20 protein-coding genes are annotated in these 23,413 nt (G+C 67.0%); 8 read left to right on the top strand and 12 right to left on the bottom strand.

Annotated features, from left to right (window positions below):
- The first annotated feature begins 25 nt into the window (after positions 1–25).
- Positions 26–790, top strand: a complete 765-nt coding sequence (gene garL / locus BAU06_RS16415; protein ID WP_066352079.1) for a 2-dehydro-3-deoxyglucarate aldolase — start codon at positions 26–28, stop codon at positions 788–790.
- A gap of 305 nt (positions 791–1,095) precedes the next feature.
- Here the strand turns inward: garL and rpsT are convergent, their stop codons facing one another.
- From rpsT to BAU06_RS16365, 10 genes are all read right to left on the bottom strand, one after another.
- Entirely contained in the window at positions 1,096–1,359 is a 264-nt protein-coding gene (gene rpsT, locus BAU06_RS16410) for a 30S ribosomal protein S20 (protein WP_066352075.1), read from the bottom strand.
- Positions 1,360–1,479: 120 nt separating this feature from the next.
- A complete protein-coding gene (locus tag BAU06_RS16405; protein ID WP_066352067.1) occupies positions 1,480–2,517 on the bottom strand; it encodes a FecR family protein in 1,038 nt (345 codons plus the stop codon).
- Between the two features lie 234 nt (positions 2,518–2,751).
- Positions 2,752–4,335: a murein biosynthesis integral membrane protein MurJ gene (gene murJ, locus BAU06_RS16400; protein WP_066352064.1), complete on the bottom strand. Its 1,584-nt coding sequence runs from the start codon at positions 4,333–4,335 to the stop codon at positions 2,752–2,754.
- A 30-nt stretch (positions 4,336–4,365) separates the two neighbouring features.
- A complete protein-coding gene (locus BAU06_RS16395; protein ID WP_066352061.1) occupies positions 4,366–5,124 on the bottom strand; it encodes a 3-hydroxyacyl-CoA dehydrogenase in 759 nt (252 codons plus the stop codon).
- A 21-nt stretch (positions 5,125–5,145) separates the two neighbouring features.
- On the bottom strand, positions 5,146–5,799 hold the full coding sequence (gene adk, locus BAU06_RS16390) for an adenylate kinase (RefSeq protein ID WP_066352058.1): 654 nt from the start codon (positions 5,797–5,799) through the stop codon (positions 5,146–5,148).
- Positions 5,800–5,894: 95 nt separating this feature from the next.
- Entirely contained in the window at positions 5,895–6,659 is a 765-nt protein-coding gene (gene kdsB, locus BAU06_RS16385) for a 3-deoxy-manno-octulosonate cytidylyltransferase (protein WP_066352055.1), read from the bottom strand.
- 7 nt (positions 6,660–6,666) lie between these two features.
- Positions 6,667–6,873 (bottom strand): Trm112 family protein, encoded by a 207-nt coding sequence (locus tag BAU06_RS16380; protein ID WP_066352052.1) that lies wholly within the window; start codon positions 6,871–6,873, stop codon positions 6,667–6,669.
- A 74-nt stretch (positions 6,874–6,947) separates the two neighbouring features.
- A complete protein-coding gene (lpxK, locus tag BAU06_RS16375) occupies positions 6,948–8,012 on the bottom strand; it encodes a tetraacyldisaccharide 4'-kinase (RefSeq protein ID WP_066352049.1) in 1,065 nt (354 codons plus the stop codon).
- Complete coding sequence (locus BAU06_RS16370) at positions 8,009–8,419, bottom strand: ExbD/TolR family protein (protein WP_066352046.1); 411 nt, start codon at positions 8,417–8,419, stop codon at positions 8,009–8,011. The genes lpxK and BAU06_RS16370 overlap by 4 nt, the downstream gene beginning before the upstream one ends.
- Positions 8,416–9,087, bottom strand: a complete 672-nt coding sequence (locus BAU06_RS16365) for a MotA/TolQ/ExbB proton channel family protein (protein WP_066352043.1) — start codon at positions 9,085–9,087, stop codon at positions 8,416–8,418. Before BAU06_RS16365 ends, BAU06_RS16370 begins: the two co-directional genes overlap by 4 nt.
- Before the next feature lie 345 nt (positions 9,088–9,432).
- Between BAU06_RS16365 and xseA the strand changes: the two genes are divergently transcribed.
- From xseA to pcaF, 4 genes are all read left to right on the top strand, one after another.
- Positions 9,433–10,794, top strand: a complete 1,362-nt coding sequence (gene xseA, locus BAU06_RS16360; protein WP_066352040.1) for an exodeoxyribonuclease VII large subunit — start codon at positions 9,433–9,435, stop codon at positions 10,792–10,794.
- 105 nt (positions 10,795–10,899) lie between these two features.
- Complete coding sequence (gene sodB, locus BAU06_RS16355; RefSeq protein WP_066352037.1) at positions 10,900–11,478, top strand: superoxide dismutase [Fe]; 579 nt, start codon at positions 10,900–10,902, stop codon at positions 11,476–11,478.
- A 148-nt stretch (positions 11,479–11,626) separates the two neighbouring features.
- Positions 11,627–13,045 carry a chloride channel protein gene (locus BAU06_RS16350; protein ID WP_066352033.1) on the top strand — a complete coding sequence of 473 codons (1,419 nt, stop codon included), beginning with the start codon at positions 11,627–11,629 and terminating at the stop codon, positions 13,043–13,045.
- Between the two features lie 93 nt (positions 13,046–13,138).
- Entirely contained in the window at positions 13,139–14,344 is a 1,206-nt protein-coding gene (gene pcaF / locus BAU06_RS16345) for a 3-oxoadipyl-CoA thiolase (RefSeq protein ID WP_066352032.1), read from the top strand.
- Positions 14,345–14,479: 135 nt separating this feature from the next.
- Here pcaF and BAU06_RS16340 read toward each other — a convergent pair whose 3' ends face one another.
- Positions 14,480–14,983, bottom strand: coding sequence for a DUF192 domain-containing protein (locus tag BAU06_RS16340; protein WP_082993724.1), 504 nt, complete (start codon positions 14,981–14,983; stop codon positions 14,480–14,482).
- A 95-nt stretch (positions 14,984–15,078) separates the two neighbouring features.
- Positions 15,079–15,324 carry a cold-shock protein gene (locus tag BAU06_RS16335; RefSeq protein ID WP_006220277.1) on the bottom strand — a complete coding sequence of 82 codons (246 nt, stop codon included), beginning with the start codon at positions 15,322–15,324 and terminating at the stop codon, positions 15,079–15,081.
- A 221-nt stretch (positions 15,325–15,545) separates the two neighbouring features.
- On the opposite strand from BAU06_RS16335, the gene clpS reads away from it, so the two are divergent.
- The 3 genes from clpS (at position 15,546) to pbpC (ending at position 23,391) form a co-directional block, all read left to right on the top strand.
- Positions 15,546–15,860 carry an ATP-dependent Clp protease adapter ClpS gene (gene clpS, locus BAU06_RS16330; protein ID WP_066352023.1) on the top strand — a complete coding sequence of 105 codons (315 nt, stop codon included), beginning with the start codon at positions 15,546–15,548 and terminating at the stop codon, positions 15,858–15,860.
- Between the two features lie 116 nt (positions 15,861–15,976).
- Positions 15,977–21,142 carry an alpha-2-macroglobulin family protein gene (locus BAU06_RS16325; protein ID WP_415834838.1) on the top strand — a complete coding sequence of 1,722 codons (5,166 nt, stop codon included), beginning with the start codon at positions 15,977–15,979 and terminating at the stop codon, positions 21,140–21,142.
- Entirely contained in the window at positions 21,097–23,391 is a 2,295-nt protein-coding gene (pbpC, locus tag BAU06_RS16320) for a penicillin-binding protein 1C (protein WP_082993722.1), read from the top strand. Before BAU06_RS16325 ends, pbpC begins: the two co-directional genes overlap by 46 nt.
- Positions 23,392–23,413 lie beyond the last annotated feature (22 nt).

Raw genomic sequence — 23,413 nt, 5'->3', positions numbered from 1 at the left:
GGCACTCTTCGAAGGATGGACAAGGATGACTACACCGCTACCCAATCGCTTTCGCCAGCGCATTCTGGCGCGCGAAACCGTGATCGGATTCTGGATGAGTATGGCCAGCCACATCACCGCCGAAGTGGCCGGGCTGGCAGGCTACGACTGGCTGTTGCTGGATGGCGAGCATTCGCCCAACGATGTCCCCATGTTCCTGCAGCAGTTGCAGGCCTTGCAGGGCAGCGAATCGGCGGCTGTCGGACGGCCGACGATCAACGATCCCGTGGAGATCAAGCGCCTGCTCGACATCGGCTTCTATAACCTGCTGATCCCTTTTATCGAGTCGGCGGAAGAGGCGCGCCGTGCCGTGGCGGCCACGCGGTATCCGCCGGCCGGCATGCGGGGCGTGGCGGGCTTGCAGCGCAGCAACCGCTATGGGACGGTGCCCGACTATCTGCAGCGTATCAACGACAACATCTGCGTGCTGCTCCAGATCGAAAGCCGCCCGGGCATCGAGGCCGTCGACGAGATCGCGGCTGTGGAGGGCGTGGATGGCATTTTCATCGGGCCTTCCGATCTGGCGGCTGCCCTGGGCCACATCGGGAATCCCTCGCACCCCGAAGTGCAGGCCGCCATCCGGCATCTATACGAGCGCGCCAGTGCCCGCGGCAAGGCCGTGGGTATCCTGGCGCCCGTGGTGGCGGACGCGAAACGCTATCTGGAAATGGGCATGCATTTCGTGGCCGTGGGCACCGACCTGGGCGTGTTCAAGCAAGCGACTTTCGCGTTGCGCGAAACCTTTCGCTAGCCGCCCGGGCAAGCAAAAAAGGACGCCCAGAAGCGTCCTTTCTTACTTGCCGAGGAGAACTCGCAGCCTGGGCGCCGCGCGAGGCGCGGTGCGGCCATTCGGCCCCTGCATCCTGCCCGCGCCATGCGGCGAGCGGCATGCGTGTTGAATCATGCGCGGCACGCGCGCGGCGCGGCGCGGATTTCAAGCTTGCCTGCCCGATCCTGAACCCCAGGATAGGGGAGCCGTTGGGCGCGGCCCGAAGACCGGCAGGTCCAGCGGCCGGCATCCGGCCAGGGCCGGCCGGATGCCGGCCGGAAGATCGATCAGGCCAGGGCCTTGACAGCAGCCGACAGGCGGCTCTTGTGGCGGGCAGCCTTGTTCTTGTGGATGATGTTCTTGTCGGCGACGCGGTCGATCACGCTGGTCGCCTTCTGCAGCACGGCGGCGGCGGCCGCCTTGTCGCCAGCTTCCACGGCCTGGCGCACGCGCTTGATGGCGGTGCGCAGCATGGAGCGCAGGCTGGAATTGTGCTTGTTACGCTCCACCGATTGGCGAGCGCGCTTGCGGGCTTGGGCAGTATTGGCCATGTTGCGATAAGTTAGAAATTCGGCAAAGCTCGATATTCTAACAAGATCGGACCGAAAAGCAAGCTGTTCGGCGCACGACCAGGCCGTCGGGGACCAACCCCGGCTGGCGCCGGCGGCGGGTCAAGCCTGGGTGACGTCTATGCTGACCAGCCAGGGCGTGTAGCGTCGCACCGTGACGGGCATGCTGCGCTCCAGGGTGTCCAGCGTGGCGTCCGTATCGTCCAGGGGGAATTGGCCCGTCACGGGCAGCCCGCCGGCGGCCATGGAAATGCGCACCATCCCGCTGCGATAAGGCCGCAGGGCCGCGACGACGTCGGCCAGCGGACGGTTGCGCACGGCGATCCACCCGGTTTCCCAGGCCGCGTCGGCAAGCAGCTCGGCCCGCGGCGAATCGACGCGGGCGTCGTCGAAACGGGCGCCCATGCCGGCGCCGATGACGCCGCGCGCTTTTTCCAGGGTCTGGACTTCCACCTCGTGCTCGTGCACCACGACCAGCGAGCGGCGGGCCTGCTGGCGCACCATGAAACGGGTGCCCAGCGCGCGCACCGTCCCCTGCTCGGTGGTGACGATGAAGGGGCGGTTGGGGTCGTGCGCCACCGATACCGTGATCGCCCCTTCCAGCAAGCGGATGTTGCGCTGGGGGCCGGCGAAATCCAGGCGGACTCGCGAGCGCGCGTCCAGCAGCATCTGGCTGCCGTCGGACAGCATGTACAGCCGCCGTTCCCCGGTCGCGGTGGCCGCATCCGCCGTCAGGTTATGCAGCGGATAGACCTCGTTCAGGATGACGGCGCCCATCGCCGCGGCGGTCGCCGCCGCGACGCCGCCGGCGACGAAGCGCCGCCGTGCGGGATTGGCGGGCGCATGGCGGCTTGCCTGTCGAGGCGTCGACCGGTATGCGGCCATCGCCGGCGTCAGCGTGGGACGGGCGTTGGAAGTGGAAAAGCCGATGGGATAGAAGTCGCTGAGGCGGCCGAAGGAGGATCCCAGCGCGGACGTCAATTGTTGCCAGGCGCTTTCGTGCATGGGGTTCTCGGCCCGCCATGCCAGGAAGTCCGCGTAGTCCGATTGGGACGCACGGCCGGAACGCAGCAGCAGCAGCCAGTTTACGACCTGGTCTGCGACGGGCGTCGATTTGTCCGGGGTGGCGTCCTGATCCAAGAGTTGGCTTCCAAGTGGCCGCAAGGGGTGTCGAATTGTAAATATTAAAGCGTTTTATCAAGAAGAGGGGCAATTTGCCAGCGGGGTAAGCAAAAAATCCGGCGCCTGCCCGGCACCGGGTAGCCGCCGGACCTAGCACAACCGTGTGACGGGATGCCTTCCGATGTCGCCATGCTCAGCCGGATCGGCGGGCTGAATCGCGCGGCGTACTGTGTGTTGGATACAACAACGGTCTCAGGCCGTGCCGCGCGCCGGATTCGGTGCGGCGGACCGGCGGGTGAAGTCCCGCGGACGGAAGCCGCAGACGAACAGCAAGCCGAAGTACACCGCCACGCAGGCGCCCAGTACGGCGGCCAGCAGGCCGACGCGGGTCCAGCTGTGGGCCTGTAGCGCGACCCAATCCAGGCGCGCATCGGCATAGAGCAGGATGGCGCCCAGCGCGGCCAGGGCAGGCACCAGGCGCAGCAGGAATATCGGCCAGCCGGGGCTGGGCCGGTAAACGCCGCGCTTGTGCAGTACCGTCAGCAACAGCAGGGCGTTCAGGCAGGCGCCCAGCCCGATCGCCAGCGCCAGGCCGGCATGCGCCAGCTTGGGGACCAACACCAGGTTCAGGACCTGCGTGGCGATCAGGGCGACGATGGCAATCTTGACCGGCGTGCGGATGTCCTGGCGCGCATAGAATCCCGGCGCCAGGATCTTGACGGCGAGCAGGCCGATAAGGCCCACCGAATACGCCATCACCGCCATGCGGGTTTGCGAGACGTCGCGCGCGGCGAAGGCGCCGTAATGGAACAGGGTGGCGACCAGCCCGTCGGACAGCAGCGCCAGGCCGAGCGCGCTCGGTAGCCCCAGCAGCAGCGTCAGGCGCAAGCCCCAGTCCAGCAGGGCGCTATAGCCAGCGGTATCCGCGCGCGCGTTGGCCGCCGAGAGGCTGGGCAGCAGCACCGTGCCCAGCGCCACGCCCAGCAAGGCGGTGGGGAATTCCATCAGCCGGTCGGCATAGGACAGCCAGGTCACGCTGCCGGGCGGCAGCCAGGTGGCGATGTTGGTGTTGATCAATAGCGAGATCTGGCCGACCGACACGCCGACGATGGCCGGCAGCATCTGCTTCAGGATGCGCCGCACCGTGGCGTCCGACCAGGCGGCGCGGACGCGCAGGCTATAGCGCGGCAGCAGCCCCAGGCGCGCCAGCGCGGCCCATTGGATGGCAAGCTGCAGGACCCCGCCGACCATGACGCCGATGGCCAGGGCATAGACGGGCGGATGATAGTGCGGTGCCAGCCACAGGCAGGCGGCGATCATCGCCAGATTCAGCAGCACCGGCGTAAAGGCCGGCACGGCGAAGCGGCGCCAGGTATTGAGTACGCCGGAGGCGAATGCCACCAGCGACATGCACAGGATGTACGGGAACATCGCCCGGGTCATCCAGACCGCGGCGTCGAAGGCCTGTGTGCCGGCTTCGCCACGCAGGCCGCTGGCCATGGCGGTAACCACCCACGGCGCGAGCGCGATGCCCACCAGGGTGATCAGCATCAGCACGCACGTAAGGAGCAGTGCCACGCGGTCCAGCAGCGTGCGGACGTGTTCGTCGCCGTGCTTGGTCCGCACGGAGCCCAGGATGGGGACGAAGGCCTGCGCGAAGGCGCCTTCGGCGAACAGGCGGCGCAGCAGGTTGGGGATGCGGAACGCCACCCAGAAGGCGTCGGTCAGCGGCCCGGCGCCGAAGGCGCGGGCCACCAGAACGTCGCGGACCAGGCCGGCGATGCGGGACAGCAAAGTAAAACTGCTGACCGTGGCGGCCGATCGCAGCAGGCTCATGACTGGGAAAAGGGATGGGTCGGGCGCGGCTTACTTCGGCGGCATGCGTATGGCGCCATCCAGGCGGATGGTTTCCCCATTGAGCATGTCGTTGGTGATGATGCTGTGCACGAGCCTGGCGTAGTCTTCAGGGCGGCCCAGGCGTGCCGGGAAAGGGATGCTGGCGGCCAGCGAATCCTGTACTTCCTGCGGCATGCCGAAAATCATGGGCGTACCGAAGATGCCCGGCGCGATGGTCATGCAGCGGATACCGACCTTGGACAGGTCGCGGGCGATCGGCAGGGTCATGCCGGCCACCCCGGCTTTCGAGGCCGCATACGCGGCCTGGCCGATCTGCCCGTCGAAGGCGGCGACCGAGGCCGTGTTGATCAGAACGCCGCGTTCGCCGGTGGGTTCCGGCGTATTGCCGGTCATCGCCTGCGCGCACAGGCGCATCATGTTGAAGCTGCCGATCAGGTTGATCGCGATGACTTTCTGGAACAGGTCCAGCGGATGCGGCCCGTTCTTGCCGACGATGCGCGAGGCCGGCGCGACCCCGGCGCAGTTGACCAGTCCGAACAGCGGGCCGAGTTCCGTGGCCGCATTGACGGCTGCCTGGGCGTCGGATTCCTGGGTAACGTCGCAGTGCACATAACGCTGTCCGAGCTCGGCGGCGAGTTTGCCGCCCGCTTCGTCCTGGACGTCCGCGATCACGACGCGCGCGCCGTTGGCGACCAGCATGCGCGCGGTGCCGGCGCCCAGGCCCGAAGCGCCGCCCGTGACGATGAATACCTTGTTTGCGATTTCCATGGTTCGGTCCGCGGGTAGATTTCAGCTCTGGAGGGCGGCGAACAGCCGCGCGCGGATTTCCTCGACGGCGCCCACGCCCGAAATCTTGCGATAGCGGGGCGCTTGCGCATCGGTGCTGGCCCAGCCGGCGTAATAGTCCACCAGGGGGCGCGTTTGTTCGCGGTACACCGCCAGGCGCCGGCGCACGGTTTCTTCGCGATCGTCGTCGCGCTGGACCAGGGGTTCGCCCGTGACGTCGTCCTTGCCGTCGGCCTTGGGCGGATTGAAGCGCACGTGATAGCTGCGCCCGCTGGCGGGGTGCACGCGGCGGCCGCTCATGCGCTCGATGATGTCTTCTTCGGGAACTTCGATCTCGACGACATAGTCCAGCTTGACGCCGGCGTCCTTGAGCGCATCGGCTTGCGGAATGGTGCGAGGAAAGCCGTCGAACAGGTAGCCCTTGGCGCAATCCGGTTGTGCCAGGCGGTCGCGCACCAGCCCGATGATGATTTCGTCGGAGACCAGTCCGCCTGCGTCCATGATCTTCTTGGCCTCGATGCCCAGCGGCGTGCCTGCCTTGACCGCGGCGCGCAGCATATCGCCCGTGGAAATCTGCGGGATGCCGAACTGCTGGGTGATGAAACCGGCTTGGGTGCCTTTACCGGCGCCGGGAGGGCCGAGCAGGATGAGACGCATAAAAACTCCTGATATGGAATGCAATTCTTGTGCTGGGCCCGATTATGCCGCATCAATGGAAGGGCATGCCTTCGGCGCGGGCAAGGGTCGATCCCTTATAACCGATTTGCGTACGCGGCACGCACGCGTTCCAGATCGGCCGGGGTATCGACGCCCGCTGCCGGCGCCTGCGCGACCTGATGGACCAGGATGGTGTAGCCATGCTCCAGCGCGCGCAGTTGTTCCAGTGACTCGTAGCGTTCGAGCATGCCTTGCGGCAGGGCCGGAAAGCGGCGCAGGAAGCCGGCGCGATAGGCGTAGAGGCCGACATGGTGCCATGCCGGCAGGCCGGGCGCCATCCGCCGTTCGCCGTCGGCGAGCGCATCGCGCGCCCAGGGGATGGGCGCGCGGGAAAAATACAGGGCCCGTCCATCGGCCGCGCAGACCGCCTTGACGATGTTGGGATTGAACAGCGCTTCGGCATCCGCCACGGGTGACGCGCAGGTGGCGATGGCCGCATCCGGACGCCGCGCCAGCAGCGCCGCGACGGCGTCGACCAGCGAGGGTTCGATGAGCGGCTCGTCGCCCTGCACGTTGACGACGATGGCGTCGTCCGGCAGCGCCAGCAGATCCACGGCTTCGGCAAGACGGTCGGTGCCGGTGGCGTGGTCGGCCCGGGTAATCAGGGATTCATGGCCATGGAGGCGGGCGGCTTCCGCCACGCGGGGATCGTCGGTGGCGACCAGCACCCGGGCGGCCGCGGAAAGGGCCGCGCGGTCGGCGGTGCGCACCACCATGGGTTTGCCCGCAATGTCGGCCAGGGGTTTGTCGGGCAGCCGCGTGGACGCCGCGCGCGCGGGGATGATGGCGATGAAATCCACGGCGTCGCTACGATGCGTCGGCGGTGTACGGCGGCTTGGCCCCGCGTTCGGCGTCCAGCGACCGGGCTTCGCTTTCCAGCATGACCGGGATGCCGTCGCGAACCGGATAGGCCAGGCGATCGGCCCCGCAGACGAGTTCCGCGCTCTGGCGATCGTACCGGAGGGGGCCCTTGCAAATCGGGCAGACGAGAATATCGAGCAGACGGGATTCCATGCGCGGATTTTAGTGGACTTTTGGCCCGGAGGCCGCCGGCGTGGCAAAAAGCGCCCGGGGCAGGCCGGACGCGTTTACCGCGGCGGCGCGCGACGGTTTTTTTCCACGGGGGCAGGCAGGCGGGCAGCCACCCGGTCGAAGAATGCCGGGTCGGAGAAGCGGGGGGTGACGGGCACCGCCCACAGGCGGTTGTCGCCCAGGCCGCTGCACTTGACCGCGTCCTTGGCCGTGACCAGGATGAGCCCGGCCTTGACCGGGGCGAAGGGCGATCGGGCGTAGCTGTAGTGATCGGGCAGGGGAATGGTGGTGTCGAGCGACATGCCCGCGGACCGCAGGGTGGCGAAAAAACGCGCGGGGTTGCCGATGCCGGCGGCCGCCGCGATGCCGCGTGCCTGGTAGTCCGCCTGCAGCTCCCAGAGCGTACGCAAGGTGCCGTCACGCAGGTTCCACGCCGCGCCGGGTTCCATCCACATCTCGACGCGATAGGGCGGTCCCGACGGGGCCGTCGCAAGCGGCACCGGTCCGTCGACGTTGGTGACCACGGTATGCGCTTCCCGAAGGCGCGTTGCCGGCTCGCGCAGCGGCCCTGCCGGGAGCAGGCGGCCGTTGCCGACACCGCGCCCGTCCTGGACGATGATTTCCAGGTCGCGGGCCAGTGCCAGATGCTGCAGGCCGTCGTCGGACACGATGACATCGACCTGGGGAAAGGCGCTGAGCAAGGTGCGCACGGCGCGCGGACGGTCCGGATGGATGCTGACCGGCGCATTGGTCGCCCGCGAGATCAGCGCGGGTTCGTCGCCGAAGCGGTCGGCGGCAAGATCGCCCTGGCCGGTGCGGGGATGCTTGCCGATTTTCACGCCGTATCCGCGGCTGACCACGCCCGGCGTCCAGCCGCGTTCCCGCAGCGCCTGCACCATCGCGATCACCACCGGCGTCTTGCCGGTGCCGCCGACGTAAATATTGCCGACCACGATGACGGGCACCGGCGCGCGGTAGGACTGCCGCCAGCCGCGCCGATAGAGCGCGCGCTTGGCGCTGACCGCCAGCCACGTCACCGCCGACACGGGACGCAACAGGGTCGACAGCCATCCGCCCCGCTGCCATTGGGTCTCGATCAGGTTGCGCAGGACTTGGCTCACCGGGCGATTTGCGTGGCGAAGTTAACCCTGGCGATGCCGGCCAGCCGGGCCGCTTCCATCACGTTGACCACCGTCTGGTGGGTGGCGAGCGCGTCGGCGTTGATCACCAGCACCGGGTCCGCCTTGCCGGCGGCGGCACGGCGCAGCGCGTCCGCGATGTCGTCGGCGCCCGTGGCGTCCAGCAGCGTGCCGTCCAGGGCGTAATGGCCATCCTGGCTGATGGCGACCTCGATCGGCGCCGCGGCCCGTTGCTCGGCGGCCGCTTGCGGCAGCGTCACCTTCAACTGGCTGAAGCGCGCGAACGAGGTCGTGGCGGCCAGGAAGATCAGGATGACGAGCAGTACGTCGATAAGGGGGATCAGGTTGATCTCCAGCTCGTCGTGCCTGCGGTGATTGCCGAAATTCATGCCAGCGGGTCCTGGACTGCCGCCGCGCGGGCGCTGAACAGCGTGTCGTCTTCGTCGGCCCGGCGGCGCGACGGCGTAGCAAGAATCCGCGCCGTGCGGGATGCCGCGCTTTCCATCTGGTGCATGTAGTCGTCCACGCGGCCGCGCAGATAGCGATGGAAGATCATGGCGGGGATGGCGATGAGGATGCCGAAGCCGGTGTTGTAGAGCGCCACGGAAATGCCGTGCGCGAGCTGCGCCGGGTCCCCGCCGGTCGGCGAATACGAGCCGAAAATGTCTATCATGCCGACGACCGTACCGAAAAGGCCGAGCAGGGGGGCGACCACGGCGATGGTGCCGATCGCGCCGATATAGCGGCTGAGTTCGTGCGAGACGGCGCGGCCGGTGTCCTCGACGGCGCCGCGCATTTCGTCGCGCGGCAGATTGCGCTGGCGCAGCACTTCGGCCAGCACCCGGCCCAGGGGCGAGTTGCGTTCCAGCCGGTTCAGGGCTTCCGGGGAGTCCTGGCGGTTGCGGACCATGTCCAGCACCTGGGTCACGAGCCCGGCGGGCGCGACCTGGCTGCGGCGCAGCGAAAAAAGCCGTTCGATGATCAGCGCCAGGCACAGGACGGAAGTGGCAAGCAGGGGCCAGATGGGCCAGCCTGCATCACGAAGCACGGACAGCAAGGAGGGACTCCAGATGTCGCCGGGAAGGCGGGACGGTCGGGGGACGGAATCAGCGCACTGTAACGGGCGCGGGCCGGCCCTGGCAATAGCCCCGGCGGCCGCGAACTATCCACAGTTTTTGTGGATAATTCTGTGCAAAACCAGCGCGGACAGCCCATTTCCTCGGGCGATGCATCGGGACGCCGTCAGGGGTGCAAAAGGCCGTTTGTGCTGATTTTTCTTTTTAATCAACGAGTTGCGTTGCGGTTTTAAAGCAAAGACCGACGTGGCGTAAGAATTCGCCCTTGGAGGGGCCTTCCCCGTGTATTTTCGCGCCCTGTGGACAGGTTTCGCCCGGAAAGCCTTATGACGGTTGAATTTCAAGTTAAAGAGGCCGTATTTTCGGGCGATGTGCTGACGGTCGGCCAGCTCAATCAAGCGGTCGGCCAGGTCTTGGAACGCAGTATTCCCATGCTATGGGTGCGGGGCGAGATCTCCAACTTCACCCAGGCGGCGTCCGGCCATTGGTACTTCACCTTGAAGGACAGCCGGGCCGCCGTGCGCGGGGTCATGTTCCGAGGACGCGCCATGGCGGTGGGCTTCGTCCCCCGGGCAGGCGACAAGGTCGAAGTCCGGGCGCGCGTCAGCCTGTACGAGCCACGCGGCGACTATCAGCTGCAGGTGGAGGCCATGCGGCGCGCCGGCCTGGGCGATCTGTTCGAGGCCTTTCTGCGGCTGAAGCAAAAGCTGGAATCCGAGGGCCTGTTCCTGCCGGAGCGCAAGCGCGCTCCCGTATCGCAGCCGCGGGCGATAGGCGTGGTCACTTCACTGCACGCGGCCGCCTTGCGGGATGTGCTTTCCGCGCTGGCGCGGCGCGCGCCGCAGGTTCCGGTCATCCTGTACCCGGCTCCGGTACAGGGCGCCGATGCGGCGCCGCGGCTGGTGGCCGCCATCGCGGCCGCGAACCGGCGCGCGGAGGTCGATACGCTGCTGCTCGTGCGCGGCGGCGGAAGCATCGAGGATTTGTGGAGCTTCAACGACGAAGCCCTGGCCCGAGCGGTTGCCGGCAGCGCGATTCCGGTGATCAGCGGCGTGGGACACGAAACGGATTTCACCATTGTCGATTTTGTCGCCGACGTCCGGGCGCCCACGCCCACGGCGGCCGCGGAACTGGCCTGCGTGCCGCGGCTGGAGCTCTACAACCGCGTGATGCAGCTGGCGGGCATGCTCGTAAGAGCGCAGGAGCGTCGCCTGGAGCGCCTCGCGCAGCGGCTGGATCGCGCCGCCGGCCAGTTGACCTCGCCCGGGCAGCGCCTGGCCCACCAGCGCGAGCGGCTGGCAACCCTGCGGCATCGGCTGGCCAATGCGTGGGCGGCGCCGCACGCGCGGCGGCGCGCCCGGATAGACCTCCTGCTTGCCAAGGTCCTGCACCGGGGGCCGGACCTGGAGCGCGCCGCGGACCGCCTGCGCGAGCGCATCCATGCACTGCAACGGGCGCATGTCCGCTTGCTGGAACAGCGCCGCGCGCGCCTGCAATCGCTTTCCCTGCAATTGCGTGCCTTCGATCCCCAGCATGTCCTGGCGCGCGGCTATGCGCTGGTGCGCGACGAACAGGGCAGGGTGGTACGGGATGCGGCCGCCCTGGCGCCAGGCCAGTCGCTGGACGTGCGCTTCGGCCAGGGCGCGGCCGAAGTGTCCGTCCGGACGGTGCGGTCGTCCGATGCCTGACGCCCGCCCTTAATCCCGGCGGGCGTCAGGGGTTAATGCGTGCGTCGGGAAAGTGCCGATACAATGCTCAGCTCGATCGTGCTCTCAACAAAGAAGGAACCCAACATGGCGCACACGCTTCCCCCCCTGCCGTACCCGATGGATGCCCTGCAACCGCACATCTCCAAGGAAACGCTGGAGTTCCACTATGGCAAGCACCATCAGACCTACGTTACGAACCTGAACAACCTGATCCCCGGCACGGAGTTCGAGAACGCCTCCCTGGAAGACATCGTCAAGAAGTCCTCGGGCGGCATCTTCAACAACGCCGCGCAGGTGTGGAACCACACCTTCTACTGGAACAGCCTGAAGCCCCAGGGCGGCGGCGCTCCCAGCGGCAAGCTGGCCGATGCCATCAATGCCAAGTGGGGCAGCTTCGACGCTTTCAAGGAAGCCTTCAACAAGTCGGCCGCCGGCAACTTCGGCTCGGGCTGGACCTGGCTGGTGAAGAAGGCCGATGGCTCGGTCGACATCGTCAACACCAGCAACGCCGCCACGCCGCTGACCACCTCGGACAAGCCCTTGCTGACCTGTGACGTGTGGGAGCACGCCTACTACATCGACTACCGCAACGCCCGCCCGAAGTACCTGGAAAACTTCTGGAATCTGGTCAACTGGGACTTCGCCGCCAAGAATTTCGGCTGAATTTCCGCGTGATGCAGGGGGCCGCGGCCGTCAGGCCGCGGCCCTTTGTTTTGGTTAAACGCGAGTAGGAAAAGGCGTCGCCGCCTGTCGGGGAGGGCGCGCCGATGGTGGTATGGTTACGGCCTTGTGCCGACCCATGATCCTCGCGATGTCCGACTCTTCGCCTTCTACCTTGCGAGCCGTTTCCGCCCGGATGCGCCGTATCCTGCGACGCAAGCTGCATCAGGCAGCCCGCCTGTCGCGCAAGTCGGTGGAATTGGGCGTGCTGCTGGGCGGCGCCGCCCTGGTCTCGCTGGTGTCGCTGGGATTCGCGCAGTTGGCCGATCTGGCGCTGGAATGGAATGCGGCATGGATCGCCCGCTCCGGCTGGCTGGCCTTTATCCTGCTGCCGTTCGGCCTGGCGGCCATACGGTGGCTGACTTTGCGCCTGGCGCCCAACGCGTCGGGCAGCGGCATACCGCAGGTGATCGGCGCGCTTTCCCTGCCCCCCGGCCCCAGCCAGTACAGCCTGGTGTCGCTGCGGCAGACGGTGTGGAAGATCCCGCTTACCTTTCTCGGCCTGCTGGCCGGCGCCTCCATCGGGCGGGAGGGCCCCTCGGTGCAGGTTGGCGCGGCGCTGATGCTGGCGTGGGGGCGGTTCTGGAAGAATCGCCGCTTGTCCTTGCGCGGCTTCCACAATAACGAGCTGATCGCCGCCGGCGCCGCGGGCGGCCTGGCGGCAGCCTTCAATGCGCCACTGGCCGGGGTGATCTTCGCCATCGAGGAACTGGGGCGCGGCACGGCCCTGCGCTGGCAGCGCCTGGTACTGATCGGCGTGCTGGCCTCCGGCTTCATGGTGGTCGCGGTGGTGGGCAATAACCCGTATTTCGGCGTGTTCGCCGGGGGTTCGCTGCCGCGCATGGTCGGCTGGGTGCTGTTGTGCGGCGCGGTCAACGGCGTGCTCGGCGGCATATTCGGCCGCTTGCTGGGGAAGGGGCCCACGGTGCTCGTACCCGGCCGATGGCGGTCCGCCGTGCGGGCGCATCCCCTGGCCACCGCCTTTGTCATGGGACTGATCCTCGCCGCCCTGGGTTTGCTGATGGGCGGCGCCACGTATGGAACGGGCTATGGCGCGGCCGCCCAGCTGCTGGCCGGCCATGAAATCGACCATCACGGATTCGGCCTGGCCAAGCTTGCGGCCACCCTGGCGTCGTACTGGGCCGGCATACCGGGCGGCATCTTTACCCCGGCGCTGACGGTGGGCGCCGGCGTCGGCGAATCGGTCTGGCGCGTGATGGATGGCGTGGTGGACCAGCGGACGCTGGTGCTGCTTTCCATGGCGGCCTTCCTGGCCGCGGCAACGCAGGCGCCCCTGACGGCCAGCGTGGTGGTCATGGAAATGACCGGCAGCCAGCCCATGCTTTTCTGGCTGTTGCTGGCGTCCTTGTCGGCTTCGCTCGTATCGCGCCAGTTTTGTCCCCACGCTTTCTATCACCTGGCCGCGGGACGCTTCCGCCGCCAGGCCATCGTGGAGACCGGCCGTGCCGCCAAGGCGGCGGCCGTCTCGCCCGGGACGTCCACCCCCTAGACGGCGTCCATGGCATGGACAGGCCGCTGCGGCGATATCCGGGTCGAAACCGCCTGGGATACCATTCCGCTTCAAACTTCCTGAGAGCGAGACATGACCGAGCAAGCCTATATCTGTGACGCCATCCGCACCCCTTTCGGCCGCTATGGCGGCGCGCTGTCGTCCGTCCGCGCCGACGACCTGGCGGCGGTGCCGATCAAGGCCTTGATGGCCCGCAACCCCGCGGTGCAGTGGCGCGAGCTCGACGATGTCATCTTCGGCTGCGCGAACCAGGCCGGCGAGGACAATCGCAACGTGGCTCGCATGGCTACGCTGCTGGCGGGCCTGCCGGTCGAGGTGCCGGGATCCACGGTGAACCGCTTGTGCGGTTCGGGGCTGGATGCGCTGGGCAGCGCGGCCCGCGCGATCCGCGCCGGCGAGGCCGCCTTGATGCTGGCCGGCGGCGTGGAAAGCATGAGCCGGGCGCCCTTTGTGATGGGCAAGGCCGACAGCGCCTTTTCGCGCAACGCGGCGATCTACGACACCACGATCGGCTGGCGTTTCGTCAACAAGCTGATGAAGGCGCAGTATGGCGTGGATTCGATGCCCGAGACGGCGGAAAACGTCGCGGCCGATTTCAAGGTCAGCCGCGAAGACCAGGACCGCTTCGCCCTGGCCAGCCAGGAGAAGGCCGTCCGCGCCCAGCAGTCGGGCTATTTCGACACGGAGCTGACGCCGGTATCGGTGCCGCAGAAGAAGGGCGATCCGGTACAGGTCGCCAAGGACGAGCATCCGCGCGAAACCAGCATGGAGGCGCTGAGCCGCCTGAAAGGCGTGGTGCGTGAAGGCGGCACGGTAACGGCGGGTAATGCATCCGGGGTCAACGATGGCGCGGCCGCGCTGTTGCTGGCGGGCGAGGCCGCCTTGCAGCGGCATGGCCTGAAGCCGCGCGCGCGCGTCGTCGGCATGGCGACCGCCGGCGTGCCGCCGCGCATCATGGGAATGGGGCCGGTACCCGCCGCGCGCAAGGTGCTGGCGCTGACCGGACTCAAGCTGGACCAGATCGATGTGATCGAATTGAACGAGGCCTTCGCCGCGCAGGGCCTGGCCGTGCTGCGGGAACTGGGCATCGCCGACAGCGATCCGCGTGTCAACCCGAACGGCGGCGCCATTGCCCTGGGCCATCCCTTGGGCGCCAGCGGGGCCCGGTTGGCCACGACGGCGATCAACCAGCTCGAGCGTACCGGCGGGCGCTACGCCCTGTGCACCATGTGCATCGGCGTCGGCCAGGGTATCGCCGTCGTCCTGGAACGCGTGTGATCGGCAAGCGGCGGTTATTGCCGCCGCTCTTTTTTACCGTCCGCTATTATTTTGCTCAGATTAATCCTGATTTTTGCGGCGACTAAAAGCGAGCGTGGCGGCTCGCTTTTTTATTATGTATTCTTCTCCATACATTTAAGGCAGGCCGTCTATTTTCTTTCCGGCGGTGATTCCATGGTCGGCAAACCAGCCTTGCGCCATTTCCAGTGCATACCGGACAGCCTTGCGGGAACAGTGGGTGTCGTCGCTTTGGGGCGCCATGTCCTCGATATTGACGATGGTCCCGTCATCCGCGATGAAGGCGATCGACAGCGGCAGGGGGGTGTTGTGCATCCAGAAACACTGTTTGTCGGGCTGCTCGAAGACGAACAGCATGCCGTCGTTGCCGTCCAGCCGCTTGCGGAACATCAACCCCCGCTCGCGTGTCTCTTCCGTGTTGGCGACTTCCGCCTGGATGATATGGATGCCTGCCGAGAGCTGGGTCTTCGGGAGCGTGGCTTGCGCCTCCGTGAACTCCCGGGCGTGGGCCGGACCCGGCAGGGCGGCGGCCAGGGCCGCGGCGGCGAAGAGGGCGGCCAGGATCGTCCTGCCCCCCTTCGACCTGGATTGAGCTTGCAGCAAGACAGCACCGTTATGCATGATGGCTACGAAAGATGTACGCAAAAAAGGCGGGGCGTCGTCCGCCCCGCCTTCGTATGGTACTCGAAGACGCCTATAACGCCACGACTGATCGCTCAGGCCGCGGTTATGTTCAAAGCCTGTTTGCCCTTGGGTCCTTGGATGATCTCGAATGCCACCTTTTGGCCCTCTTTAAGGGTCTTGAACCCGTTCATCTGGATAGACGAGAAGTGCGCGAACAAGTCTTCACCGCCGTCGTCGGGAGTGATGAAACCGAATCCCTTGGCGTCGTTGAACCACTTCACGGTACCCGTGGATTTTGGGTTGTCCCCTTGGACAGCGGTTGCGGTCGTATCAGACATGCGGACTGCCTCTTAAATCATATGTTGACAGAAGGGCTCCCCGGCCGGGGCCGTCTCCCCCCCTTTTCCAAGGCTAACAAACAGTTGAAAGCGCTTAGAATTCCCGGATAATGCGCCGCTTTTCTTTGGCGCGTCAAGTATGGAAACTACGCATTTCGACATGTAAAAATACCCCGATTTCGATACTCGGTTTTCTACCGTTAAATAAAATAGCCGCCGCTATGAGCACAAGTACGGATACTCAGCATGACCTTGTCGTGGAGAAGGAGAGCGCGCGCACGGCGCCGCCCCCCATGTACCAGGTCGTATTGCTCAATGACGATTACACGCCGATGGAGTTCGTCGTCGGCGTGCTGCAGAAGTTTTTCGGCAAAAGCGAGGAAGAAGCCACCCGGATCATGCTGCAGGTGCATAACGAGGGGCGCGGCGTTTGCGGCGTGTATCCGCGCGATATCGCCGCCACCCGCGTGGCGCAGGTTGCGCAATACGCCCGCGCGAAACAGCACCCCTTGCAGTGCGTGATGGAACCCCTTTGACGACGCCTGGCCGGTCCGGGTGCCACAAGCAATAAGCAATAACGAATAGCAAGCCCGCGGGCGCCTCGACGGGGGGCGCCGGGGGCGTTTTCAGCCGAACCTGGGAGAGGGGTATCGTGGAGCAGCGCAAGCGCGCCGGCCGGTGGGCGGGCGTGGCCGTCGTGGCCATCTTGGTGATTCTGGCCGCCGCATGGCTGGCGTACCGTTCTTCCGATTCTCCTCCAGGCACAACCGCGCCCCCAGCGGCAGCGCCCGCCACCAGGCCGGATTCGACCGCCGCGGTGGTCGGCTCGGATCCCTTCGCCGGACTGAATTGCAGTGCACGGCAATATCAGGGCAGCCTGGCGCTTGCCGTGACGCTGACGCAGCCGGTCGACCGCAAGGGCGATCTGGGGCGATACCTGCAGGTTACGGACGGCGGGCCCGCCCGGCGCGCGCAACAAGGCGATGAGCAGCCCGGCGGCCAGCCGATGACGGCACCGGCCAGCCCCGTCCGGGCCGGCGAGGCCCCCATCCAGGGCAAGCAGGTGCAAGGAAACTGGATTGTCGGCGACAACCCTCGCGTCATCTATTTCCCCTATATCCAGCCGCAGCGCCGCTATGGCGTCAGGCTGGCCGCCGACCTGCCCGCGGCGGACGGCGCGACCTTGCGCCAGGCGGCGCATTGCCAAATCGATACCGACGCGATGCCGCCGGCCTTTTATTTCGCCAGCCGCGGCGTCGTGCTGCCGGCGGGCCAGAATGGCGGTTTGCCCGTTGCCACCGTCAACATGCCGGAAGTCGACGTACAGTTCCTGCGGATCGCGCCCGAACACGTGCCGGCTTTTTTCGACATGTTGCTGGGTAGCCGGGGCCGTACGTCGTCCACGGGCGACGAAGACGACGCGGAGCAGGGATACGACAACAGCCTGCCCATGAAGGGCGCTGTCAGTGCCTGGGATCTGGACAGGCTGAAATCGCTTGCCACCAGCGTATACCAGGGCCGCTTCCTGACCGACGACAAGCCCAACCGCCGCCATGTCACCTTCCTGCCGGTGGAAAACATCAAGGAACTGCAGGAAGCGGGCATCTACGTCGCCGTCATGAGCGAGCCCGGCCGCTTCCTGAGCGAATACCAGACCACTTATTTTTACGTCAGCGATATCGGGCTGCATGCGCGGCGCTACGATCGCCGCATCGAGGCATATACGGTCTCGCTGCGCTCCGGCGAACCGATCGCCGGAGACACGGTGGAGCTGCTCGACGGCGCGGGCAAGGTGCTGGCAAAGGCGGTGGCGGACGCGCAAGGCCACGTGCGCTTCGACGGCGACTACCAGCGGGCCAGCGTCCTGCGCGCCACGCGTGGCAGGGAAATGACTGTCCTTTCGCTTGGCGAACCGGCGCTGGACTTGTCGGAGTTCGACGTCGGCGGCCTGCCCGCCGTGGACAACAATCTGTTCGTCTATGCGGGCCGCGATCTGTATCGACCCGGCGAAACCTTCCAGGTCTCGGTGCTGCCGCGCGACGCGGACGGCCGCCTGCCGGCCGCCGTGCCCTTGACGGCCACGCTGAAGCGGCCCGACGGCCGCGTCATGCAGACGGCGCTATGGCGTGCCGACAAGTCCGTGCAAGGCTATGTGCAGCATGCCATCGATCTGCCGTCCGACGCGCAGACCGGCACGTGGCTGCTCGAATTGCGGGTCGATCCGGCGGCGCGCAATGCGGACACGACCTGGGCCTTCCATGTCGAGGAATTCCTGCCGGAACGCATGAAGCTCGTGCTGAAGGCGCCAGAGGGCGTGCTGCCTGCCGGGGAGCCGCTGCACATCGATGTACAGGGCGATTACCTGTATGGCGCCCCGGCGGCGGGCAACCGGCTGCTTTCCAGCTTTACGGTCCGGCGCGATCGCTACGCCTTGCCCGTGCAATGGCCGGGATTCATCTTCGGCGACGTGGCGGATGACACGTTGCGGCACTACGAGGAACTGCCCGAATCGCAGCTGGATGACGAGGGCAGGGGGGCCATCGACGTCGACCTTTCCGGCCAGAAGGCGGCATCGCCGTTGCAGGTGCGCGTGTCGGCCAGTCTGCTGGAATCCGGGGGACGCCCGGTCGTCCGATCCCTGGCGCGTTCAATCTGGCCGGCATCCTCCCTGATCGCGGTTCGTCCGCTGTTCGATGGCGATGTGGCGGCGGAAAACACGCCCGCCGGCTTCGAAGCCGTGCGCCTGGACAGCGAAGGCCGCATCCGGCCGCTGGGGCAAGCCCAGATGCGCTTGTATCGCGAAGAGCGCCAGTACTACTGGCGCTACGACGAGCAGCGCGGCTGGAACAGCGGCTACACCGAAACCGAGGAACTCACCGATTCCCGCCTGCTGACGCTGAACGGGCGCGAAAACTTCAACGTGCCCGTGACCTACGGACGGTACCGCCTGGAGATCGCCGATCCCGAAACCGGCCAGACCTTGCGCTATCGCTTCTACGCCGGATGGGGCGCGCAAGGCGATGAAGCCGCCGGCAACCGTCCGGACCGCGTCCGCATGAAGGTCGAAGGCCTGCCCGCCCGACCGGGCGATACCGTCAAGCTGACCTTGACGCCGCCGCACGATGGCCACGCCCTGATCACCGTGGAAGGCGATCGCATGCTCTGGTCGAAGTGGATCGACGCCAAGGCCACGGGCACGGAAGTGGAGATCCCGGTGGACGCCGCATGGAAGCGCCATGATCTTTACATCGGCGCGGTGGTATTCCGGCCGGGCAGCCAGGGCGATCGCGTCACCCCGGCACGGGCCGTGGGCCTTGCTCCCTTGCCGCTGGATACGTCGGCGCGCAGGCTGGACGTGCGACTGGAGGCACCGGCCAGGATCCGGCCGGAGACGCGCACCACGGTACGGGTGAAAGTGACCGGCGCGGCGGATACGCCGGCCACCGTCACGCTGTCGGCCGTCGATGTCGGTATCCTCAATATCGATCGGTATGCAAGCCCGGATCCCTACGGCTTCTTTTTCGGCAAGCATCGCTATGCGCCGGATCTGCTCGATATGTACGGCAAGCTCATCGAGAAAATGGAAGGTACCAAGGGCAGGCTCAAGTGGGGCGGCGATGCGGCGATGCGCGGCGATACGCGTACCCTGCCCAAGAAGGTGAAGCTGGTGGATCTATTCAGCGGCCCGGTGACGCTGGATGCGCGGGGCGAGGCCGAGATTCCCCTGAACGTGCCGGATTTCAACGGCACCCTGCGTTTGATGGCCGTGGCCTTCACGGCGGACCGCTACGGCAGCGCCGAGGCCGAGACCATCGTGGCGGCACCGGTGGTGGCCGAGTTGAGTACGCCGCGCTTCATCACGCCTGGCGACCGCGCGGCGATCGCGCTGGACGTGACCAACCTGACGGGCGTCACACGCACCTTCGCGGTATCGCTGGAGGCCCGCGATCCGCTGGCGATCGCGGACGGGCCGCGCACGGTCACCCTGAAAAACCAGCAACGCACGACGCTGCGCTATACCGCGACCGCGACGGGGTCATATGGCCTGGGATTGATACGGCTGTCGGTATCCAGCCAGGGCGGCGCGGATCCCGTCAATATCGTGCGCGAATCCGTTCTGCAGGTCGAGCCGGCGCAAGCGCCGGAGCGCCAGGTGCGGCGCCAGCGCCTGATGCCCGGGGAAAACCTGCGGCCGGATGCGGCCTGGGTCGCGGGCTACTACCCGGACTCGACGACGGTCAGCCTGACGGTGTCCAGCCGTCCGCCGTTCAACGTCGAGCGCATCGTTCGCGATCTGTTGACCTATCCCTATGGATGCACGGAACAGACCATTAGCGCTGCCTATCCGTGGCTGCTGATGGATGCCGATACCGCCCGCCAGTATGGCGTGAAGGATTTCTCGCCGACGGCGCGCCAGGATCGCGTCGACAGGGCGCTGCAACGCCTGTCCGGCATGCGCGGCTCCAGTGGCGCGTATTCGCTGTGGGGCGGTCCGGTCGGCAGCCGGGACGTCTGGCTTACCGCGTACGCCGTGGGCTTTCTGCAGGATGTCCGGGACCGCGGCTTCAGCGTGCCGGACGCCACGCTCGACCGCTCGCGCGACTGGCTATTGCAGCAGGTGCAGCAGGCGGCCTCCGGCTTCGGCACCTGGTCCGCGGTGTTGCGCACGGCGGTACGCAGCGGCCGTATTCCCGCCGACGCGCAAAGCGTATTGCGCGACGATCACCGGCGTTTCGCGGGCCTGTCCGCGGCCGCGCTGGTCCTGGCCCGCGATGGCAAAGCTCCCCTGTCGACGGTACGCCAGCTGTTCGACAACTACCAGGAGCGCGCGCGGTCGCCGCTGCCCCTGGTGCAGCTTGCCGCGGCCTTCCACCTGATGGGCGATGCGGATCGCGCCCAGGCCGCCCTGGATGCGGCCATGACGCGACCGTATGGCATCGGCACGATGGCCGGCGGCGTCGATGAGTGGATGGGGGATTACGGCACCGCGGTGCGGGATATCGCCCTTTCCTACGCGCTCATGCGCCAATATGGCCTGGCCCACGCGCGCCGCGATGTCCTGCTTACCGACCTGGCCGCGCGGCTGGGGCGTCGATCGTATTTTTCCACGCAGGAAAGCATGGCCTTGCTGCTTGCCGCGCGGGCGGCCGGGCCAACCACCGGTGACTCCTGGGAGGCCACGCTGGCAAACGGGGCCGGCCGCACGGTGCTGCAAGGCACCGCCGATCGCACCATGCCGCTGGCGCCGAAAGACATCGGCGCGATCCAGCTTGCCAACACGGGCAGCCAACCGGTCTTCGTCGAGTTCGATATCCAGGGCAGCGCCATGCAGCCGCCCGCCCCGCGTGCGGACGCCATCCGCCTGGAGCGGCGCTGGTACCGGCCGGATGGCAAGGCGTGGGACGGCGGCACGCTGCAGACCGGCGACATTCTGGTCGCCTGGATACGCGCGGACGCCAGCCAGGCCATCCCCGACGGCCTGGTCACGGATCGCGTGCCCGCGGGACTCGAAGTGGAGAACCTCAACCTGTCGCGCAATCCGGACATGAACGAGTGGACCATCGCGCAGCACCGCGTCGCGGACGCCTTGGCGGATCCACGCATCAAGCACACCGAGTTCCGCGACGATCGCTACGTGGCGGCCGTCGCGCTGGGGCAGGGGCCGGTCGACATCTTCTACCTCCTGCGCGTGGTCACGCCCGGCAGGTACGCGGTGCCGTCGACGGTGGCCGAGGATATGTATCGACCGGAAGTCCGGGGCGTGGGCGCATCATGGGGCGACATCGAAGTTCGCGACCGCGGTCCCGCGACGCCGTGACGCAGGAGGGCGGCGGCACGCCGGCCGGGACGCACGATCGTCGCCGCGGCAGGGCCTGGGCGCGTGCCGCGGCGGTTGCCGCCGCGATCGCGGTCCTGGCATGCGGACTCGTCTGGGCGCTGGACCGGCTGTTTCCATTGCCCAGGCCCTATGCCGATGGGGCTGTCGTCGTCGTGGCGGCGGACGGCACGCCGCTGCGCAACTATCCCAGCCGCGACGGCATCTGGCGATATCCCGTCCAGCCGCGTGATGTCTCGCCGTTGTACCTGCAGGCCCTGCTGACCTACGAGGACCGCTGGTTTCGCTGGCATCCCGGCGTGAACCCGATGGCGATGGCCCGCGCCGCATGGCAGTGGGCGACATCCGGCCGTATCGTGTCCGGCGGCTCCACGCTGACCATGCAGGTGGCCCGCCTGGTCGATCCGGCCCTGGCCGGGCGGCCATCGCGCAGCCTGGGCGCCAAGCTGCGCCAGGCCTTGCGCGCGATCCAGCTGGAACTGCACTACAGCAAGGATGACATTCTTGCGATGTACCTGAGCCGGGCGCCCATGGGCGGCATCGTGCAAGGGGCGGAAATGGCGGCCCGTCTTTGGCTGGGCAAGTCCGCGCGCGATCTGAGCGCCGCGGAAGCCGCCTTGCTTACCGCCTTGCCGCAGGCGCCATCGCTATTGCGTCCCGACCGCAATCCCGAGGCGGCCCGGCTGGCACGCGATAAGGTGCTGGACCGCATGGCCGCACTGCGCCGGTGGTCCGATGCCCAGGTGGCGGATGCCAAGATGGAACCCGTCATGGCGCCGCCCTTGCGCGCCCATTGGCTTGCGCCCCTGGCCGCGCAGCGCCTGCTGCGGCAATCCACGTCATTGCGCCCGGACGGATGTCCCGGGTGCGCCACGGCGAGCGGACAGCCGGGCCAGGTGATTGCCTCGACCATCGATGCCGAACTGCAGGCGCGCATCGAGCAAATGCTGCTCGACCGCGTGGATGCCTTGCCGCGCAAGGTGTCGATGGCGGTGCTGGTGATGGATAACGACAGCCTGGCCATTCGCGCCTACGCCGGTTCCGCGGACTATGCCGACAATACCCGTTACGCGCATGTGGATATGGTCCGTGCCGTGCGTTCGCCGGGCTCCACGCTCAAGCCGTTTCTGTACGGCATTGCGCTGGATGAGGGCCTGATCCACTCCGAGAGCCTGCTGCTGGATATACCGATGTCCTTCGGCGGTTATGCACCCGGCAATTTCCAGGCCGCGTTCTCCGGCCCGGTCAGTGTGGCCGAGGCATTGCAACGCTCGCTGAACGTGCCGGCGGTCGATCTTTTGGATCGTGTCGGACCCGCGCATTTCGCTTCGGTTATGCTTAGTGGCGGGGTGCGCTTGCGCATGCCGGCGGGTGCTTCTCCGAATCTGAGCTTGATTTTGGGCGGGGGCGGCACCACCTTGGAAGAACTGGTCGGGGCATACCGCGCCCTGGCCCGCGATGGACTGGCCGGCCGACCGCGACTCGAGCCCAGCCAGCCCATGCAGGAATCCCGCATGATCAGCGCCGGCGCGGCGTGGATCGTCAGGGATATCCTGGAAGGCGGCGGACACCCCGATCGTCCTTTTCACCAGGCTGGTGCACCCGGCAAGGCCTTGGCATGGAAAACCGGCACCAGTTTCGGCTTTCGCGATGCGTGGGCCGTCGGCGTTACCGATGGCTGGACGGCAGGGGTATGGGTGGGCCGGCCCGATGGCACGCCCAATCCGGGTTTTTTCGGGGCGAATATCGCGGCGCCCTTGTTGCGGGATGTGGTATCGGCGTTGCCGGAAGGCCTTCCGCGAGCGCGCCAGCGTCCCGCCACCGTGCAGGCTGTGCGGGTGTGTTGGCCGCAGGGCGGGCGCCGCGAACCCGGGTCGACCGACATTTGTCCGGAACAGCGGTCGGCGTGGGCTTTGAACAACACCGTTCCGCCCGCGTTCGCGGGGTATGGGGATGCGGGCCAGGCGCCGTTGCGCCTCGTCGGCATCGCGGAAGGTTCGGTATTGCGGCCCGTTCCCGGACGGCGTCTTATCGACGTGGACGTCGATGCGTTGGGGACGGAAGGTGAGGTATGGTGGATGCTGGATGGACGCGTGATGGGACAGTCCCGGGCGGGTCATCCATTTACGGTGTCGCTGGGGCGCGACGGTCGGTATACGCTTACGGTCATGGACAGCCGGGGGCGTTACGATCGGATCGAATTTGAAATCGCTGGCGTTACGCCCCGATAGGCATAGAATATGAATTGTGTTT

The sequence above is a fragment of the Bordetella bronchialis genome, from assembly GCF_001676705.1.
GTDB classification, from domain to species: Bacteria; Pseudomonadota; Gammaproteobacteria; order Burkholderiales; family Burkholderiaceae_B; genus Bordetella_C; species Bordetella_C bronchialis.
The sequence above is the reverse complement of the archived record's forward strand: the minus strand, read 5'-3'. Positions and strand labels throughout refer to the sequence as shown.